At 53.5% G+C, this 17,619-nt stretch carries 19 protein-coding genes; all 19 read right to left on the bottom strand.

Annotation, left to right across the window (positions count from 1 at the left end; genetic code table 11):
* Positions 1–13: 13 nt before the first annotated feature.
* Positions 14–1,450, bottom strand: coding sequence for an NADH-quinone oxidoreductase subunit NuoN (gene nuoN / locus OLX08_RS03220; protein ID WP_391482464.1), 1,437 nt, complete (start codon positions 1,448–1,450; stop codon positions 14–16).
* Between the two features lie 12 nt (positions 1,451–1,462).
* Positions 1,463–3,013 carry an NADH-quinone oxidoreductase subunit M gene (locus OLX08_RS03225; RefSeq protein ID WP_391482465.1) on the bottom strand — a complete coding sequence of 517 codons (1,551 nt, stop codon included), beginning with the start codon at positions 3,011–3,013 and terminating at the stop codon, positions 1,463–1,465.
* Positions 3,014–3,019: 6 nt separating this feature from the next.
* On the bottom strand, positions 3,020–5,116 hold the full coding sequence (nuoL, locus tag OLX08_RS03230; protein ID WP_391482467.1) for an NADH-quinone oxidoreductase subunit L: 2,097 nt from the start codon (positions 5,114–5,116) through the stop codon (positions 3,020–3,022).
* 4 nt (positions 5,117–5,120) lie between these two features.
* Entirely contained in the window at positions 5,121–5,426 is a 306-nt protein-coding gene (nuoK, locus tag OLX08_RS03235; RefSeq protein ID WP_048597936.1) for an NADH-quinone oxidoreductase subunit NuoK, read from the bottom strand.
* 3 nt (positions 5,427–5,429) lie between these two features.
* Positions 5,430–6,035, bottom strand: coding sequence for an NADH-quinone oxidoreductase subunit J (locus OLX08_RS03240; RefSeq protein WP_048597934.1), 606 nt, complete (start codon positions 6,033–6,035; stop codon positions 5,430–5,432).
* Positions 6,032–6,466, bottom strand: a complete 435-nt coding sequence (locus OLX08_RS03245; protein WP_391482470.1) for a carboxymuconolactone decarboxylase family protein — start codon at positions 6,464–6,466, stop codon at positions 6,032–6,034. Before OLX08_RS03245 ends, OLX08_RS03240 begins: the two co-directional genes overlap by 4 nt.
* The gene (nuoI, locus tag OLX08_RS03250) at positions 6,463–6,957 is read right to left on the bottom strand and encodes an NADH-quinone oxidoreductase subunit NuoI (RefSeq protein WP_048597932.1); all 495 of its coding nucleotides are present in this window, start codon (positions 6,955–6,957) and stop codon (positions 6,463–6,465) included. Before nuoI ends, OLX08_RS03245 begins: the two co-directional genes overlap by 4 nt.
* A gap of 10 nt (positions 6,958–6,967) precedes the next feature.
* Entirely contained in the window at positions 6,968–8,005 is a 1,038-nt protein-coding gene (gene nuoH / locus OLX08_RS03255; RefSeq protein ID WP_048597930.1) for an NADH-quinone oxidoreductase subunit NuoH, read from the bottom strand.
* A 6-nt stretch (positions 8,006–8,011) separates the two neighbouring features.
* Entirely contained in the window at positions 8,012–8,395 is a 384-nt protein-coding gene (locus tag OLX08_RS03260; RefSeq protein ID WP_391482472.1) for a hypothetical protein, read from the bottom strand.
* Positions 8,396–8,402: 7 nt separating this feature from the next.
* A complete protein-coding gene (gene nuoG, locus OLX08_RS03265; protein ID WP_391482474.1) occupies positions 8,403–10,421 on the bottom strand; it encodes an NADH-quinone oxidoreductase subunit NuoG in 2,019 nt (672 codons plus the stop codon).
* A gap of 135 nt (positions 10,422–10,556) precedes the next feature.
* On the bottom strand, positions 10,557–10,958 hold the full coding sequence (locus tag OLX08_RS03270; protein ID WP_391482476.1) for a DUF5333 domain-containing protein: 402 nt from the start codon (positions 10,956–10,958) through the stop codon (positions 10,557–10,559).
* Positions 10,959–11,118: 160 nt separating this feature from the next.
* Complete coding sequence (nuoF, locus tag OLX08_RS03275) at positions 11,119–12,414, bottom strand: NADH-quinone oxidoreductase subunit NuoF (RefSeq protein WP_391482477.1); 1,296 nt, start codon at positions 12,412–12,414, stop codon at positions 11,119–11,121.
* Between the two features lie 44 nt (positions 12,415–12,458).
* The gene (locus tag OLX08_RS03280; RefSeq protein ID WP_048597923.1) at positions 12,459–12,668 is read right to left on the bottom strand and encodes a DUF5337 family protein; all 210 of its coding nucleotides are present in this window, start codon (positions 12,666–12,668) and stop codon (positions 12,459–12,461) included.
* A gap of 70 nt (positions 12,669–12,738) precedes the next feature.
* Entirely contained in the window at positions 12,739–13,521 is a 783-nt protein-coding gene (locus OLX08_RS03285; RefSeq protein WP_391482479.1) for a hypothetical protein, read from the bottom strand.
* A gap of 77 nt (positions 13,522–13,598) precedes the next feature.
* On the bottom strand, positions 13,599–14,678 hold the full coding sequence (gene nuoE / locus OLX08_RS03290) for an NADH-quinone oxidoreductase subunit NuoE (RefSeq protein WP_391482481.1): 1,080 nt from the start codon (positions 14,676–14,678) through the stop codon (positions 13,599–13,601).
* A 75-nt stretch (positions 14,679–14,753) separates the two neighbouring features.
* On the bottom strand, positions 14,754–15,965 hold the full coding sequence (locus OLX08_RS03295) for an NADH-quinone oxidoreductase subunit D (protein WP_048597921.1): 1,212 nt from the start codon (positions 15,963–15,965) through the stop codon (positions 14,754–14,756).
* The gene (locus tag OLX08_RS03300) at positions 15,965–16,594 is read right to left on the bottom strand and encodes an NADH-quinone oxidoreductase subunit C (protein ID WP_391482483.1); all 630 of its coding nucleotides are present in this window, start codon (positions 16,592–16,594) and stop codon (positions 15,965–15,967) included. The genes OLX08_RS03295 and OLX08_RS03300 overlap by 1 nt, the downstream gene beginning before the upstream one ends.
* 43 nt (positions 16,595–16,637) lie before the next feature.
* Positions 16,638–17,171, bottom strand: coding sequence for a NuoB/complex I 20 kDa subunit family protein (locus OLX08_RS03305; protein ID WP_334066104.1), 534 nt, complete (start codon positions 17,169–17,171; stop codon positions 16,638–16,640).
* A complete protein-coding gene (locus OLX08_RS03310) occupies positions 17,162–17,542 on the bottom strand; it encodes an NADH-quinone oxidoreductase subunit A (protein ID WP_341246531.1) in 381 nt (126 codons plus the stop codon). Before OLX08_RS03310 ends, OLX08_RS03305 begins: the two co-directional genes overlap by 10 nt.
* Positions 17,543–17,619: the final 77 nt, after the last annotated feature.

Below are 17,619 nucleotides of genomic sequence, written 5' to 3' on the forward strand. Positions count from 1 at the left end.
GCCTGTTGGCCAATCAGTTGACAAGTGATGCCGCTGCCAACGCTGCTGGTGCCTCAATGCCAAACAAGTTGATCACACCCAACAGCATTGCCGCAGCAGAACCGACAAGGAACAACTTCAGCACCGGAGTGGCCTTTACGGAAATGTCGTCCTGCGCTTCACCGAAGTACATGAAGTAGACGATGCGCAGATAGTAGAAAGCACCAATCACCGATGCAATCACACCTGCAATCGCCAACCATGACAGACCGGCATCTACTGCTGCAACAAGCACACCGTATTTGCCAAAGAAACCCAACATGGGCGGCACACCCGCAAGGCTGAACATCAGTACCAACATAGCCAAGGCCTGAACTGGCTCACGGCTTGCCAAGCTGTTCAACGACGAAATATTTGTCACCGGCTGGCCTTCTTTGTTCATCGACAGAATGAACGCAAACGTACCAATGTTCATAGTTACGTAAATAGCCATGTAAATCAGCATTGCCTGCACGCCCAAAGCGGTGCCCGCTGCAAGACCCATCAGAGCAAAACCCATATGCGCGATGGACGAGTACGCCATCAGACGCTTGATGTCTGTCTGTCCAATCGCTGCGATGGCACCAAGGAACATCGAGAGAACCGCAAGGAAGGCGACGATCTGCTGCCAGTCAGCAACTGACGTACCGAAAGCATCGTGCATCACGCGTGCGAATAGGCCCATGGCAGCAACTTTTGGTGCGGTTGCGAAGAAAGCCGTGACCGGTGTTGGCGCGCCCTCGTATACGTCTGGTGTCCACATATGGAACGGTGCAGCAGACACTTTGAACGCAAGACCTACAGACAAGAAAACCAAGCCGAAGATCAGACCAAGCGACATAGGCCCGTCACCTGCGGCATCGACGATGCCAGTGAACAGGGTTGTGCCCGCATAGCCGTATGTCAGCGACGCACCGTAAAGCAACAGACCAGATGACAGCGCACCCAACACGAAGTACTTCAGGCCCGCTTCTGTAGACTTGACATTGTCGCGGCGCAGCGATGCGACCACGTAAAGCGCAAGAGATTGCAGCTCGAGGCCCATGTAAAGCGCCATCAAATCACCAGCAGACACCATGACCATCATACCGACGGCTGCTAGGGCAACCAACAGCGGGTACTCAAAACGCAGCAGATCTCGGCGCGTCATATACTCTTCCGACATCAACAAAACCGCGGCTGCCGACAACAGGATTGTGACTTTTGCAAAGCGCGAGAACGCATCATCCACAAACATACCGCCGAAAGCCACAGATGTGCCCTCGCCCGATGTTGCGATCCACGCGGCCATGCCGACAAATACGATCGACGTCATCCAAAGCGACAAGCGCGCCATGGCATCCTTGCCTGTGTAGACAATCGCAATCAGCGCAACCATGGCATAAAGCGCCAGCACAATTTCCGGCAGCATAGTGTTGATGTCAGCAGTCATAGCTCAGATCCTTTAGTGCGCCGCGATTTCAGCGGTTTGGGCTGCCGCGTCAAATGCGCTGACGGCCACGTCATAGTTTTGAACAAGGGCGGAAACCGATGGTCCGATGATGTCTGTCACCAAGCTGGGATAGATCCCCAACAACAGCGTCATCACCACGAGTGGTGCAAAAATTGCACGCTCAAGACGGGTCATATCGGTAATTGTTTTCAGGCTTTCCTTGATCAGGTCACCCATCACCACGCGGCGGTAGAGCCACAACGCGTAGCCAGCGGACAAGATCACACCCGTCGCAGCGACCATTGCCACCCATGTGTTCACTTGGAACACGCCAATGATGGTCAGGAATTCACCTACGAAACCGGACGTCCCAGGCAAACCAACGTTGGCCATGGTGAAGAACATGAACACCAACGCATATGCAGGCATCCGGTTCACAAGCCCGCCATAAGCATCGATATCGCGTGTGTGCATCCGGTCGTAAATAACACCAACACATAGGAACAGTGCACCAGAGATAAAACCGTGGCTGATCATCTGGAAAATCGCACCATCAACACCTTGCTGGTTCGCAGCGAAGATACCCATCGTCACAAAGCCCATGTGCGCAACAGATGAGTAGGCAATCAGCTTTTTCATGTCCTCTTGAACCAATGCGACAAGCGATGTGTACACAATCGCAATGGCTGACATCCACAACACCAGCGGTGACAGGATCTCGGAACCAACGGGGAACATGGGAAGTGAGAAACGCAAGAAACCGTAGCCGCCCATCTTGAGCAAAATCGCCGCCAGAACGACAGACCCCGCTGTTGGCGCCTGCACGTGTGCATCAGGCAACCATGTGTGCACTGGCCACATTGGCATCTTTACCGCGAAGCTTGCGAAGAATGCCAAGAACAACAGCGTCTGCAAACCGCCCAAGATGTGGAAGCCGAACAGGTCCAAGACCGCGCTGTCAAATTCAAAGCTCAGCAGTGTAGGGATGTCGGTCGTGCCAGCCTCGATATACATCGTGACCATCGCAACCAGCATGAGAACCGAGCCAAGGAACGTATAGAGGAAGAACTTGAACGACGCGTAGATCCGGTTCGCCCCGCCCCAAACGCCGATGATGAGGAACATCGGGATCAGGCCGGCCTCAAAGAACAGGTAAAACAGCACCATGTCCAATGCGCAGAAAACGCCCAGCATAAGTGTTTCGAGCAGCAAGAACGCGATCATATATTCTTTGACGCGGTGCGTCACACCCCAGCAAGACGCAATCACAATCGGCATCAGGAATGTGGTCAGCATCACAAACAGTACGCTGATCCCGTCAACGCCCATTTTGTATGTAAGCCCCATCAACCATGTGTGTTCTTCGACAAACTGAAAGCCGGTGTTCGACGCGTCAAAACCGGTAAGAATGAAGATCGAAAAAACGAACGTTGCAGCAGTGGCCCACAGGGCTACCCACTTTGCGTTGCGCTGTGCTGCTTCGTCATCGCCACGCAAAAACAGCGCCAAAATGAGCGCGCCAAGCAGCGGCAGAAAAGTGACAATGGAGAGAAGGTTATCCATGGGTCGTTATCCAGCAGTCAGGGTCATCCACGTAATCAGCACAACGAGGCCGATCACCATGGAGAACGCGTAAGTAAAGATGTAGCCGGACTGCAAGCGCCCTGCCAAACGGGTGAAGAACGGCACAATACCAAGCGCCAAACCGTTGATGCCACCGTCGATGATGCCCACATCACCGCGGGTCCACAAAAAGCGGCCCAGTGATTTTGCAAGACGAACAAAGACTGCGTCGTAAAGCTCGTCAAAGTACCATTTGTTGAGCAAGAAATTATACAGCGGCCATTGGTTTTCTGCCAATTTTGCGGGCAGATCAGGACGGCGGATGTACATGTACCATGACAAGATGAACCCAAAGAGCATCGCAAAAAACGGGCTAAGCTTGACCCATTTCGGCACCAAGTGAGCCTCGTGGATCATGTGGTTGTCTGGGCCAATAAAGATGGCACCTTCACCGGGGACTTGGCTGCGGTCGTGATCTGAATGATCTCCGTCTGCCTTCGCGCCAGCTGCGTATGCCGGTGCTACCAACATGGGAGCGTCGAAATACGCATGCGCTTCGCCCTTTTTCACGCCAATGCCGAAGAACTTATCAACGCTTTCTTGGCTACCAAAGTAGGGTTTGTAGAATGCCATGCCCGCGAAAATTGCACCAAAGGCCAGTACGACCAGCGGAACTAGCATGACGCTGGGGCTTTCATGGGCGTGCTCGTGGGTGTGTTTATCACCCCGTGGTTTGCCGTAGAAGGTCAAGAACATCAGGCGCCAGCTGTAAAAGCTTGTCATGAATGCAGCAATGACCAGCATCCAGAACGCAAAAGTTGAACCTACAAACGCACTCTCAATGATTGCATCCTTGGAAACGAAGCCGGCAAAGCCAACTGGGAAGCCGACGTACAGCAGCGGAATACCCACACCGGTAATGGCCAAAGTACCAATCATCATCGCCCAAAACGTCACCGGTAATTTCTTGCGAAGACCGCCGTAGTTACGCATGTCCTGCTCGTGGTGCATTCCGTGGATGACGGAGCCCGCCCCCAAGAACAGCATCGCTTTGAAGAATGCGTGTGTCAGCAAGTGAAACATCGCTACAGAGTAGACGCCAAGGCCCGCTGCCACAAACATATAGCCAAGCTGCGAACAGGTTGAGTACGCAATCACGCGCTTGATATCGTTTTGAACCAAGCCCACGGTTGCCGCAAAGAATGCTGTGATCGCGCCTACGATAACCACAAAGTTTGTGGCGACTGGTGCAAACTCCATCAGCGGTGACATACGGCATACGAGGAAAACGCCCGCAGTAACCATTGTCGCCGCGTGAATGAGTGCCGACACAGGCGTCGGGCCTTCCATCGCGTCAGGCAACCACGTGTGCAACAGCAACTGTGCAGATTTACCCATCGCGCCTACGAACAGCAGGAACGCGAGCAAGTTCGGTGCAGACCAATCTGTCCACAAGAAGCGGATCGTTTGCTCGGCCAGTGTTGGCATGTAGGCGAAAATATCTTCAAACTTCACGCTGTCTGCCAGCAAGTACAGCCCCGCAATACCAAGGATAAAAGCAAAGTCCCCTACACGGTTGACGATAAACGCCTTCATCGCCGCAGCATTAGCGGACGGTTTGCGGAAATAGAAGTTGATCAACAAGTACGACGCAACGCCCACGCCTTCCCAGCCAAAGAACATCTGGACAAGGTTGTCGGCTGTGACCAGCATCAGCATCGCGAAAGTAAAGAACGACAAATACGCAAAGAAGCGCGCTTTGTAATTCTCGCCCTCTCTAAAGTTCTCATCATGGGCCATGTAGCCAAATGAGTAAAGGTGAACCAACGCTGAAACCGAGTTGATCACGATCAGCATCGTTGCCGTCAAGCGGTCAAGGCGTATCGCCCAATCAGTCGCAAAAGTGCCGCTCTCGATCCATGGCAGGATCTGGATAGATTGTGTAACTCCGTCAAACGACAAGAATACGACCCATGACAGGCCCGCGGCCAACATCAACAAACCAGTCGACACATACTGCGCCGCAGTTTCGCCGATAAACTTCCAGCCAAAGCCCGCGATCAAGGCCCCAATGAGGGGTGCAAATAAGATGATGGTTTCCATTGGATTAGCCTTTCATCACGTTGACGTTTTCAACGTCGATGGTGCCACGATTGCGGAAGAAACAAACCAAGATCGCAAGACCGATCGCCGCTTCAGCCGCGGCAACAGTCAACACAAAGAGGGTAAATACCTGTCCAACCAGATCATCAAGAAACGCGCTGAAAGCGACAAAATTGATGTTCACCGCCAAGAGCATCAATTCAATGCTCATCAGCAAGATGATGACGTTCTTGCGGTTAAGAAAAAGGCCAAAGATACCGATAACAAACAAGGCCGCTGCAACGGTAAGATAGTGTTCGATGCCAATCATGAGTTACAAGCCCTGCCCTGATTTGATGTCTTTGAGTTCCATCGCCTTCGCTGGATCGCGCATCATCTGCGCTACAACGTCTTGGCGCTTGATGTCTTGGCGGTGACGCAGCGTCAGCACAATCGCACCAATCATCGCCACAAGCAGGATCAACCCTGAAAGCTGGAAAAGCATGATGTATTTATCATAGATGAGCAGGCCCAAAGCCGCCGTGTTTTGCTGATCACCCTGACGCGCCGCAACACGTTCAAGCGCACCGTCGCCGTATTCCCACGCCCCAAAAGCCAGCGCCAACTGCATCAACAACACTGTACCAATCAACAGCGCAATCGGCACGTATTTGGCCATTTCGGCTTTCAGCTCGGCGAAGTCGACGTCCAGCATCATCACAACAAATAGGAACAACACCGCAACCGCACCCACGTAGACGATGATCAACAGCATCGCGACAAACTCAGCGCCCAACGTGACGAACAAACCTGCGGATGACAGGAACGCCAAGATCAACCACAAAACCGAATGAACGGGGTTTCGACCAATAACAGTGAAAAGCCCCCCGGCGATCGTTGAGATCGCAAAGGCGTAAAACGCAATTGTCAGCACACTCATTCGGTGTCGTCCTTCTCTTTCAACGCATCTGCGGCCAGTTGCATTGCTTTGGTCATCGCGGGCATGCCGCCCAACAGAGACATCGTAGCGATGGTCTCCATGATTTCTTGTTCTGTCGCACCGGCTGTGTGCGCGTTGCTAACAGTGATCTTGATCTGCGCATCGGCTGTCGCACCCTGTGCAACAAACCCTGCAAGTGACACCAACAAACGGGTCTTGGCGTCCAAGCCCCCTGCGTTGGCGGTGCCGCCCATGGTCGCATCAAGCATCTCTTTACTCATCGCGCCCATGGCCTTTTCCATGCTCTGCATCCATTCCGCAGACGACCAGTTACCGCCCATGAAACGTTCCATGTGCGGTGCCATTTCCTTGGTCCAATCTGCGGACTGATCAAGGAAAGCCTGAAAAGGATTTTCGGGCGTCTTGGTCATCTGTAGGGCGCATCCATCTCGAGGTTGCGCGCAATTTCAGCTTCCCAGCGGTCACCGTTCTCGAGCAATTTTGTCTTGTCGTAATACAACTCTTCACGCGTTTCTGTTGAAAACTCAAAATTTGGGCCTTCAACGATTGCATCAACCGGACAGGCTTCTTGGCAGAAACCACAGTAGATGCACTTGGTCATGTCGATGTCATAACGCGTGGTACGGCGGCTGCCGTCATCACGGGGCTCGGCGTCAATGGTGATAGCCTGTGCAGGGCAAACCGCCTCGCACAACTTACACGCAATGCAACGCTCTTCCCCGTTTGGATAACGGCGCAAAGCGTGTTCGCCGCGAAAACGCGGGCTCAACGGGCCTTTTTCGTGCGGGTAGTTCAATGTTGCCTTAGGCGCAAAGAAGTAGCGCAGGCCGAGTTTGAAGCCCTTAAAGAAGTCTGCCAACAGAAAATATTTAGCAGCGCGCGTATAATCGATATTTGCCATTTTCTGATCCTTACCCAATGAGGTCCCAACGGGCGTAGATGCCCCAGAACCAGTCAAACTTTGCTGCGAAGGCTACAAACACGACCCACACAAGCGAAAACGGCAGGAATACTTTCCACCCCAAGCGCATCAGTTGGTCATAGCGGTAGCGTGGCACGATCGCCTTAACCATCGCAAAGAGGAAGAAGAAGAACGCCATCTTACCAACCATCCATAGCGGACCGTCAGGCAAGAACGGGATCGGGGACAACCAACCACCAAAGAACAACAGCGAGATCAATGCGCACATCAAGAAGATCGCGATGTACTCACCCGCCATGAACAACAAAAACGGTGTGGATGAATATTCAACTTGATAGCCAGCGACCAATTCAGATTCCGCTTCGGGAAGATCAAACGGCGGACGGTTCGTTTCAGCCAAACAGCTGATGAAGAACAAGAAAACCATTGGGAAGTGCGGCAACCAGTACCAGTTGAAAAACCCAAGACTACCTTCCTGCGCCTGTACAATGTCACCAAAGTTAAGCGAGCCAGTAGACAGAATGACGCCAATGATAATGAGGCCAATCGATACCTCATAAGAAATCATCTGTGCGGCAGACCGCAAAGAGCCAAGGAAAGGGTATTTAGAGTTAGACGCCCAACCACCCATAATCACTCCGTACACTTCAAGTGACGAGATCGCGAAAACGTACAAGATAGCCACGTTGATGTCGGCCAGAACCCAAGTATCGTTGAACGGAATAACTGCCCAAGCGATCAATGCCAGCACAAAGCTTGTAAGCGGGGCAAGCATGAAGACCGTTTTGTCCGCACCCGCTGGAACAACAACTTCTTTGACGACGTATTTGAGCGCGTCAGCCACAGTTTGCAAAAGGCCAAACACACCAACAACGTTAGGGCCACGGCGCATCTGGACAGCCGCCCAAATCTTACGGTCGCCGTAGACCAAGAAAAGAAGCGAAACCATGACAAACGCGACAACCGCCAACGTTTGGGCCACAATGATCAGCGCCATTCCGGCACCCGTATTTAGAAAATCAGCCATTGGTCCTCACACCGTCGGTATTCCCAGTTCCTTGCAGTTCGCAACAGCCACTTCAGCGTCAATCGTACTGACACCTCGCGGCAGTGCTGGCGAAATGGTGTAAACAGCATCTGCATGCCACTTTCCACCCTGCATCTTTGTCGTCGTGCGCACGTGGCGCGCAAAACCGTAGCCCCGGATCAACGTATACTGGGCAGCAGCGCATTCAGCGTAGGCTCGCAAATCAGCCTCTGTGCGCGCGCCGCGCATTGTTACGTTAAAGTTGACCAAGTCACCGTCGAGCAAATCGGTTCGTATTCCTTCGTATGTTAGTGAAAACGCCGCATTTTGTGATGTCTGCACAGGCTGACACGCGGCCAGCCCTATGAGACACGCGACGCTCCACCGCACGGGGATTTTACTCCGCCGCTAGCTTGTTTGATGCGCGTGCTTTTGCATTTGCCGACAGCTCGGCCATCAGCGCAGACGCACGTGCGATTGGATTGGTGAGATAGAAATCACTCACAGCGTATTTGAAGTTTGCCTTACCAAGCGGTTTACTCGGCAATGCGATAACGGCGTTTTCCGCAACTTCATCAATTTGGCCAAGGTGCGGGTGTGCAGCGATCATGGCGCTGCGCAGCTGTGCGAGGCTGTCGTAAGGCAATTGCGCGCCCAACTCAGCGGATAGCGCACGCAAGATCGCCCAGTTCTCTTTCGCCTGCCCCGGCGCAAAACCAGCGCGCATCGCAAGTTGTGGGCGACCTTCGGTGTTCACAAACAAACCGTTTTCTTCGGTGTATGCCGCCGCTGGCAGGATAATGTCAGCACGGTGCGCACCGCGGTCGCCATGGCTGCCTTGGTAGATGACAGTCGGGCCAGCAGCCACATCAACCTCATCCGCGCCAAGATTATAAATCACTTCCGCGCCTTCAATTGCGGCAGTCATCCCACCGTCAGTAACCGCACCAACATCCATCGCACCAACGCGCGACGCAGCTGTATGAAGCACCATCAGCTTGCCATTTGACTTCTCACAGATGCCTTGAACCGTAGCCAAAACAGCCTCGCCATCAGCCTCGTTCAACGCGCCCTGACCAACGATGCAGATAGAGTCCACATCTTGCAGCGCGCTCATATCCAAGCCCGCTAGATAAGCAAGCGCCGCACGGTCATTGCCCATGTGCTCATACTCATAAGTCAGATCAACCGCTTCACCCACGACAACCACATCCGCGCCGCGGCTCCAAGCCTTGCGAATGCGCGCATTAAGAACGGGGCTTTCAAGTTTAGGGTTAACGCCAACAAGCAGAATTTTATCTGCATAATCGATGTCTTCAACAGTCGCCGTACCGACATATGCACCACGGTTGCCCGCAGGCAGCTTTGCATTGTCAGTCCGGCACTCAACGTTGCCGCCTTGTCCTTCGATCAAAGCTTTCAATGCAAACGCCGCCTCAGTCGGCGCAAGATCCCCAACGAGGCCCGCAACTTTTTTGCCCTTCATCGCTGCTGCAGCAGCAGAAAGCGCTTCGGGCCACGTCGCTGGTCGCAGCTTACCGTTCTCACGCAAATAAGGTGTATCCAAACGCTGGCGGCGCAGACCATCCCACACGAAACGGGTTTTGTCCGAAATCCACTCTTCGTTCACGCCGTCGTGGTTGCGCGGCAAAAAGCGCATCACTTCACGGCCTTTGGTGTCAACGCGAATGTTGGAGCCAAGCGCGTCCATCACGTCAATCGACTCTGTTTTGGTCAATTCCCAAGGGCGCGCCGTGAATGCGTAGGGCTTTGAAACAAGCGCACCTACAGGGCACAAATCAATGATATTACCCTGCATGTTGGAATCGAGCGTTTCACCAAGATACGAGGTGATCTCAGCATCTTCACCACGGCCCGTCTGGCCCATTTGGTGAATGCCCGCGACCTCGGTCGTAAAGCGAACGCAGCGCGTGCATGAAATGCAGCGGGTCATGTGGGTTTCCACAAGCGGCCCAAGATCAAGATCATCCGTCGCGCGCTTTGCTTCGCGGAAGCGTGAGAAGTCTACGCCATAAGCCATGGCTTGGTCTTGAAGGTCACACTCGCCCCCCTGATCGCAAATCGGGCAATCAAGCGGGTGGTTGATTAGCAGGAATTCCATAACGCCCTCGCGGGCTTTTTTCACCATGGGCGAGTTTGTCTTGACCACTGGCGCTTGGCCTTCGGGACCAGGACGCAAATCGCGGACCTGCATCGCACAAGACGCCGCTGGCTTGGGTGGGCCGCCTACGACCTCAACCAAACACATACGGCAGTTGCCCGCGATAGAAAGACGTTCGTGGTAACAAAAACGAGGGATCTCAACGCCAGCTTCTTCGCAGGCTTGGATCAGGGTCATGGCACCGTCTACTTCGATCTCGTTGCCATCAATTACGACTTTGCGCAGGTCTGCCATTGCATCGGTTCCCGTTTTGCTTTCGCGACAAATGCGACCGTAGATTGCCTTGGCGAAAGAGCATGGCCGCCATCTGTTTGTTACGCCCACGCACTATCGCCTAGGCGCTGCGTTGTCCACCACTTGTGACCGATTTTAGCGCGCTTTTAGCAGCGACCCGATTAGCGAGCCACGCGCGATCTCTGCCCGCCCAAGTGCGCAGTAGGCCTCAGCCCCCTGCCCCAAGGCACCGTTGTCCGCCAGATACGCATCGCGGCGCTGCTTCATCTTCGCTTTCTCAGCGTCGTTTTTCACGTAGGCGTTAATCTCTGTCTCGGTGTAGCCAAGTGCCACTGCATGGTTTTTCAGCCTGTTCGCATCTGCAAGCACCCGCAACATCCGCGCAGAAATGCGGTCACAATTGCGTCTGATCTGATCCCCAACTGCAGCTGCAAAAAGCCGATCGTTAATATAATCAACGTTACTCAACGGCTCTTTTGCCAAAGAAGCTTGCGCACTGCTCATTACGAAAACCACAGCAAATAGGATAGATTTCATGAGGGAACGTCCTCCAAATTAACAAACGCACTTATGTCTGCTGAGCATGTCGTTAGCCGCCGCGTTATTCAATAACAGCCCACCAAAACATGTCCACACGGGCCAAACAGAAACGGCGCGCAATGTAATGCGCGCCGTTTGTTTGATTTATGTGTTCCGCTTACTCAGCGGCAACAGCAGCAGGGCGTACCCGCTTGTGTTTGATGCGGTCTTCGATTTCATCACGGAAATTACGGATCAAACCTTGGATTGGCCACGCAGCCGCATCACCAAGCGCACAAATTGTGTGACCCTCAACTTGCTTGGTAACATCCCAAAGCATGTCGATTTCTTCTGGCGTTGCTTCACCAGTCACCAAACGTTCCATCACGCGCATCATCCAGCCGGTACCTTCGCGGCAGGGCGTGCACTGACCGCATGATTCATGCTTGTAAAACTTGGAAAGACGCCAGATCGCTTTGATGATGTCGGTGGACTGATCCATCACGATCACCGCTGCGGTCCCCAAGCCTGAGCCAAGCTTGCCGCGCAAGTAATCAAAATCCATAATCGCATCGCGCATGTTTTCGCCGCGCACACAGGGAACGGATGAACCACCTGGGATAACCGCCTTAAGGTTATCCCACCCGCCACGAACACCGCCGCAGTGCTTTTCAATCAGTTCTTCGAACGTGATCGACATAGCCTCTTCAACCACGCAGGGTTGGTTGACGTGACCGGAAATAGCAAAGAGCTTCGTGCCCTTGTTATTGTCCCGACCAAAGCCAGAGAACCAAGACGCGCCACGGCGCAAGATAGTTGGCACCACAGCAATTGATTCGACATTGTTCACCGTTGTGGGGCAGCCATAAAGCCCAGCACCTGCCGGGAACGGCGGCTTCATGCGCGGCATACCTTTTTTGCCCTCAAGGCTTTCCAGAAGCGCAGTCTCTTCACCGCAAATATAAGCACCCGCACCGTGGTGCAGATAGATGTCAAAATCCCAACCCGATTTCGCAGCGTTCTTACCCACCAGACCGGCTTCATAGGCCTCGTCGATAGCTGCTTGCAGGGCTTCTTTTTCGCGGATGTATTCGCCGCGAATGTAGATGTAGCAGGCGTTGGCATTCATTGCGAAAGACGCGATCAAACAACCCTCGATCAATGTATGAGGATCGTGACGCATAATCTCGCGGTCTTTACATGTGCCCGGCTCAGACTCATCCGCATTCACAACTAAATAGCTGGGACGCCCGTCACTTTCTTTGGGCATGAACGACCACTTCAAACCGGTCGGGAAGCCCGCGCCGCCGCGCCCACGAAGTCCGGAGGCTTTCATCTCGTCGATGATCCAGTCACGGCCTTTTTTTATCAGCGCGCCGGTTCCATCCCAATGACCACGCTGCTGCGCGCCTTTGAGGGTGCGGTCGTGCATCCCATAGATATTGGTGAAAATGCGGTCTTTGTCCTGCAACATGTGCGCGTTTCCCGTCTGAAGTGTTGGCTGGCTTCTCTATAGACTTATTTGCGCCCCGATTGCCAGACCTGAAGCGCAAGAACGAGGGCAAAGAGAAATCCCGCCAATGAGAAAAGATAAAGCAGAATTTCAAAGCGGATTGTCAGGTTCAGGCTTTGCGCAATCGCCGGCGCAAGGATCGCCAGCAGACCAGAACCCGCGATGACCATAGCCGCCAAGCGGCCCTGTTTTGCATTTCGTTCGTCGCGGTTCACGTGGCAGCCTCACAAAAAATCCCGCCCAAAATATCTTTGGACGGGACCATATCTACGTACTTCTGAGGGCTTAGTAAACGCCACCCTTTTTCACTTTTTTGGAAAATTCAGTCTGGCCACCTTTGGCGAGTACTTTGGCTTGCTTGACCCACTCATCACGGGAAACACGGCCTTTGAAACCTTCAAGGTTTTCATCCACCCATTCGACTTCTTTTTTACGCCATGATCCAATCTGATCAAAGTGGAACACACCCATTGAGTGCAGCAGACCTTCCAACTTTGGACCAACGCCTTTGATCTGTTTGAGGTCGTCCGGACCACCTGCCCGCGCTTTTTTCAGCAATTCAGGCTTGCCCGACGCGGACACTGGCTTTGCAGCCTTCTTTTTTGCATCCGCAGGTGCTTTAGCGGCAGGCGCATCTGCTTTTGCAGCAGCCTTTTTAGGGGCTGGCTTCTTAGCTGCAGGTTTCTTTGGTGCCGCTTTTGGCTTTGCCGCGGGTTTCGGTGCGGGCGCGTCCGCAACGGGTTCAAACACCGTGGTCGCAGTCGCCGCTACTGCTGCAGTGGCAGTAGGTTTGGCCGCAACAGCTGGCGTCGCTGTTTCAATGCCGCCGGCTGTGGGCGCTTGGCCCGCGCGGTTGGCATCAATTTCGCCCAACGCAGGAAGCGGCCGACACATCAGCCAGCTTAGTGCTGCACCAGCAATAAAGAAAACAATGCCGCCCATGAACACAGCCTGAATAAAGGTGTATTCCCCGAACAACATTAACATAATAAAGGCAACTAAGCCCAACACCGCGCCAACCAGCCAACACCCGATCGCGCAGGAGATCCCTCCAGAAGAGTTACTCATTCCAATACTCCGTCCCTATTTGGGGAGTATTAGTAACAGCTCCCCTTCATTGTGGGGCTAGAAAACTAGGTCTTGGCTTAAGATGCAAGGGATTTGGCTTGATCAATCCAGTTGTCCCGCGACGCGCGCCCGATGAAACCTTCCAAGTTCGCGTCAACCCAAGCAAGCTCGGCCGGACCCCATTTGGCGATTTGATCGTAATGAAAAAAGCCCATCTCGTTGAGAAGCTTTTCCAGTTTTGGACCGACACCTTTGATCAGTTTCAGGTCATCCGCACCGGCTTTGCGCGGGGCTTTCATGGTGCGAGGCTTTTTGCCTGCGTCACTTGAGGCTTTAGGTTTTGCAGTGCTTTTGGCTTTGGTAGCCGCTGGTTTCGCAGCAGCTCTCTGCGCATTTGCAGGCTTTGGTCGCGCTGCAGGTTTCGGTGGTTTTGCGCCAGAATTTGCAGCTTTGTCTATCCAAGGTGTCAAAAGAGGCACTTCAGTTCCGTCGATGCGTTTAACACTGTCACCGATATCATGGGCCAATTGTGCGCTGGCGTTCAGCTTAATCTTAGCGTTCACGAAATCAGTAAGGCTGGTGATGCCGCCCGCTGGCTCCGCCGCGAAACGTCCATTCTGCGGGCCAACTTGCGGGGTTTTACCGGCAGCCAGCTCATCCAAAAGTGTGCCAAGCCGTTCTGCAGTCAGGTCTTCGAAGTAGTCTTTGCCAATTTGTGCCATCGGGGCGTTTGCGCAGGCGCCCAAACACTCAACTTCTTCCCATGAGAAATTTCCATCTGCAGAAATTTGATGCGCCTTCGGTGCGATCTTTTCTTGGCAAACAGCAACCAAGTCTTCCGCACCACAGATCATGCAGGACGTTGTGCCACAAATCTGGATATGTGCAATCTTACCAACAGGTTGCAGCTGGAACATGAAGTAGAAAGACGCCACCTCAAGCCCACGAATAAATGCAAGATCAAGCATGTCAGACACATGCTCAATCGCCGGACGGCTAAGCCAGCCCTCTTGCTCTTGGGCGCGCCAAAGAAGTGGGATGATCGCGGATGCTTGGCGACCCTCTGGGTATTTTTTGATCTGCGCTTCAGCCCACGCTTGGTTGTCGGCGGTAAAGGCAAAGCTGTCTGGTTGCTCAGAGTGTAGTCGGCGTAGCATGGGTCGTCTCTTTTCGGGTTATTGGCGTTGCCATGCAACGCCAGCCTTCGGCGAGGATATTTTAAAACAAAAGAATTAGCGGTCGATTTCTCCAAAAACGATATCCATCGTTCCGATAATCGCGGCGACATCTGCAAGTTGGTGGCCTGACGCGAGGTAGTCCATCGCTTGTAGGTGCAAGAAGCCAGGCGCGCGTAATTTGGCACGGTACGGTTTGTTGCTGCCATCAGCCACTAGATACACACCAAACTCACCTTTCGGGGCCTCAACGGCGGTGTAGACCTCACCGGCAGGGACGTGGAAGCCTTCAGTGTAGAGTTTGAAGTGGTGGATTAGCGCTTCCATTGAGGTTTTCATGTCACCACGTTTGGGCGGTGTCATTTTGCCCCGGGCCATCACGTCACCGGTTGCTTCGCGGAGTTTGGCAATCGCTTGGCGGATAATCGACACAGACTGGCGCATCTCTTCCATCCGAACGAGGTAGCGGTCGTAGCAGTCGCCATTTTTGCCAACAGGAATTTGGAATTCAAATTCATCATAGCATTCATAGGGCTGCGCGCGGCGCAAATCCCACGCAAGCCCCGAGCCACGAACCATCACACCGGAAAAGCCCCAGTCTTGGATGTCTTGTTCGGTCACAACGCCGATATCCGCGTTACGTTGCTTGAAAATACGGTTTTCGGTCAAAAGACCGTCAATGTCTTCGAGGACCTTGGGAAACTCGATTGCCCACGTTTCAATATCATCAATGAGATCGTCGGGCAGGTCTTGGTGCACGCCACCAGGACGGAAATACGCAGCGTGTAAACGTGCGCCGCAAGCGCGCTCGTAAAACACCATCAGTTTTTCGCGTTCTTCAAAGCCCCAAAGCGGCGGCGTAAGCGCGCCTACGTCCATAGCCTGTGTGGTCACATTCAAGATGTGCGAAAGTACGCGGCCAATTTCGGAGTAAAGAACACGGATCAACTGCGCACGGCGAGGCACCTCCGTGCCTGTCAGCTTTTCAATCGCCAAGCACCAAGCGTGCTCTTGGTTCATGGGTGCCACATAATCCAGACGGTCCAGATACGGCAGGTTTTGCAAGTAAGTGCGGCTTTCCATCAGCTTTTCGGTGCCACGGTGCAAAAGCCCGATGTGCGGGTCGCAACGCTCAACAATCTCGCCATCAAGTTCGAGCACAAGACGCAACACGCCGTGCGCTGCAGGGTGCTGCGGACCGAAGTTGATGTTGAAATTACGGATTTTCTGTTCGCCAGTCAGGGCGTCATTGAATTGGGAGCCGTCCATTATTTCGCCTCTCCTTTCGCTTTCTCATCACCAGGAATGACGTATTGCGCGCCTTCCCAGGGAGACATGAAATCAAACTGTCGGTATTCTTGCACAAGCGACACGGGTTCATAGACCACGCGCTTTTGCGCCTCGTCATAGCGTACTTCTGTGTAGCCAGTTGTCGGGAAATCCTTGCGCAGGGGATAGCCGCGGAAACCATAATCCGTCAGCAAACGGCGCAGATCCGGGTGACCTGAAAAGAGGATGCCGAACATGTCAAAAACTTCACGCTCAAACCAGTTGGCCGAAGGGTGAACTTCAACGATGGATGGCACCATATCGTCCTCACGTACTTCGACTTTCAAGCGAATGCGGTGGTTTTGGTACATGGAGAGGAAGTGATAAACCACGTCAAATCGGCGCGCACGACCAACGTTATCAACCGCTGTGATATCAACCAAAGAGTTGAAGCGGCACGTAGGGTCTGCCTTCAGCCAATCGATCAGGCCGTGGATACTACCCAACGCGACAGACACGTTCAGCTCACCGAAATCAACGGAATATGACAGCACGCAATCAGGACGCTTGGCAGCAATATAAGCGCCCAGTTCATCCATTGCGGCGGGTGTCATGGTTTCTGCGGTCATAGGATCGCTCCTTTGCCTTTCAGGCGTTTCGGGTCGGAACTTCTTAGCGTACGATCGTACCAGTGCGGCGGATTTTGCGTTGCAGCTGCATGATGCCGTAAAGCAAGGCTTCTGCCGTTGGCGGGCAGCCCGGCACATACACATCAACAGGGACGATACGGTCACAACCACGTACAACGGAATAGCTATAATGATAGTATCCACCGCCATTAGCACATGAACCCATCGAAATCACGTAACGTGGCTCTGGCATCTGGTCGTATACTTTACGCAACGCAGGCGCCATTTTGTTGGTCAGCGTGCCAGCAACAATCATCAAGTCGGATTGACGTGGGGAGGCGCGAGGCGCGGTGCCAAACCGCTCCATGTCATAGCGTGGCATCGCGGTGTGCATCATTTCAACGGCACAGCAAGCAAGGCCAAACGTCATCCAGTGCAGCGAGCCTGTGCGCGCCCAGTTGATGATGTCAGCGGTAGAAGTCACGAGGAAGCCCTTGTCGGACAACTCACGGTTCAATTCCTGCGTCGCAACCTCGCGGTCAAAACCTGCAGTATTTGGTCCGGCCATCACTCCCATTCGAGCGCTCCCTTTTTCCATTCATATGCAAAGCCAGCAGTCAGAACGCCCAAGAACACCATCATGGACCAGAAACCGACCATTGAAATATCTTTAAACGCCACGGCCCACGGGAACAAAAACGCCACTTCCAGATCGAAAATGATGAACAAAATCGAGACCAAGTAAAAGCGCACGTCGAACTTCATCCGCGCGTCATCAAACGCGTTAAATCCACACTCGTAAGCCGACACTTTTTCCGGGTCAGGGCTGCGCACCGCAACAACAACCGCCGCGAGGATCAAGACAAGACCCAAACCGATTGCGATCGCAAGGAACACAAGAATGGGCAAATACTGACCCGCAAGGGCCTGTGTCGAAAGGGTTTCCACAGTTTGCATCTCCTGAAATGTGTCGCGCAGACGTGCTACGCACAGGACTTTTGGCTGCGCCCGTCCTACCCCCACTG

The organism is Nereida ignava, from assembly GCF_047114695.1.
Taxonomy (GTDB): Bacteria; Pseudomonadota; Alphaproteobacteria; order Rhodobacterales; family Rhodobacteraceae; genus Nereida; species Nereida ignava.

Coding starts and splice junctions, on each gene's coding strand:
- nuoK (WP_048597936.1), bottom strand. CDS start 5,426: ATGATTGGCATCGAACACTATCTTACCGTTGCAGCGGCCTTGTTTGTT.
- OLX08_RS03295 (WP_048597921.1), bottom strand. CDS start 15,965: ATGGACGGCTCCCAATTCAATGACGCCCTGACTGGCGAACAGAAAATC.
- nuoF (WP_391482477.1), bottom strand. CDS start 12,414: ATGTTGCAGGACAAAGACCGCATTTTCACCAATATCTATGGGATGCAC.
- nuoL (WP_391482467.1), bottom strand. CDS start 5,116: ATGGAAACCATCATCTTATTTGCACCCCTCATTGGGGCCTTGATCGCG.
- OLX08_RS03270 (WP_391482476.1), bottom strand. CDS start 10,958: ATGAAATCTATCCTATTTGCTGTGGTTTTCGTAATGAGCAGTGCGCAA.
- OLX08_RS03305 (WP_334066104.1), bottom strand. CDS start 17,171: ATGGGAGTGATGGCCGGACCAAATACTGCAGGTTTTGACCGCGAGGTT.
- OLX08_RS03245 (WP_391482470.1), bottom strand. CDS start 6,466: ATGACCAAGACGCCCGAAAATCCTTTTCAGGCTTTCCTTGATCAGTCC.
- OLX08_RS03225 (WP_391482465.1), bottom strand. CDS start 3,013: ATGGATAACCTTCTCTCCATTGTCACTTTTCTGCCGCTGCTTGGCGCG.
- OLX08_RS03300 (WP_391482483.1), bottom strand. CDS start 16,594: ATGACCGCAGAAACCATGACACCCGCCGCAATGGATGAACTGGGCGCT.
- nuoH (WP_048597930.1), bottom strand. CDS start 8,005: ATGGCTGATTTTCTAAATACGGGTGCCGGAATGGCGCTGATCATTGTG.
- nuoI (WP_048597932.1), bottom strand. CDS start 6,957: ATGGCAAATATCGATTATACGCGCGCTGCTAAATATTTTCTGTTGGCA.
- OLX08_RS03240 (WP_048597934.1), bottom strand. CDS start 6,035: ATGAGTGTGCTGACAATTGCGTTTTACGCCTTTGCGATCTCAACGATC.
- nuoN (WP_391482464.1), bottom strand. CDS start 1,450: ATGACTGCTGACATCAACACTATGCTGCCGGAAATTGTGCTGGCGCTT.
- OLX08_RS03285 (WP_391482479.1), bottom strand. CDS start 13,521: ATGAGTAACTCTTCTGGAGGGATCTCCTGCGCGATCGGGTGTTGGCTG.
- nuoG (WP_391482474.1), bottom strand. CDS start 10,421: ATGGCAGACCTGCGCAAAGTCGTAATTGATGGCAACGAGATCGAAGTA.
- nuoE (WP_391482481.1), bottom strand. CDS start 14,678: ATGCTACGCCGACTACACTCTGAGCAACCAGACAGCTTTGCCTTTACC.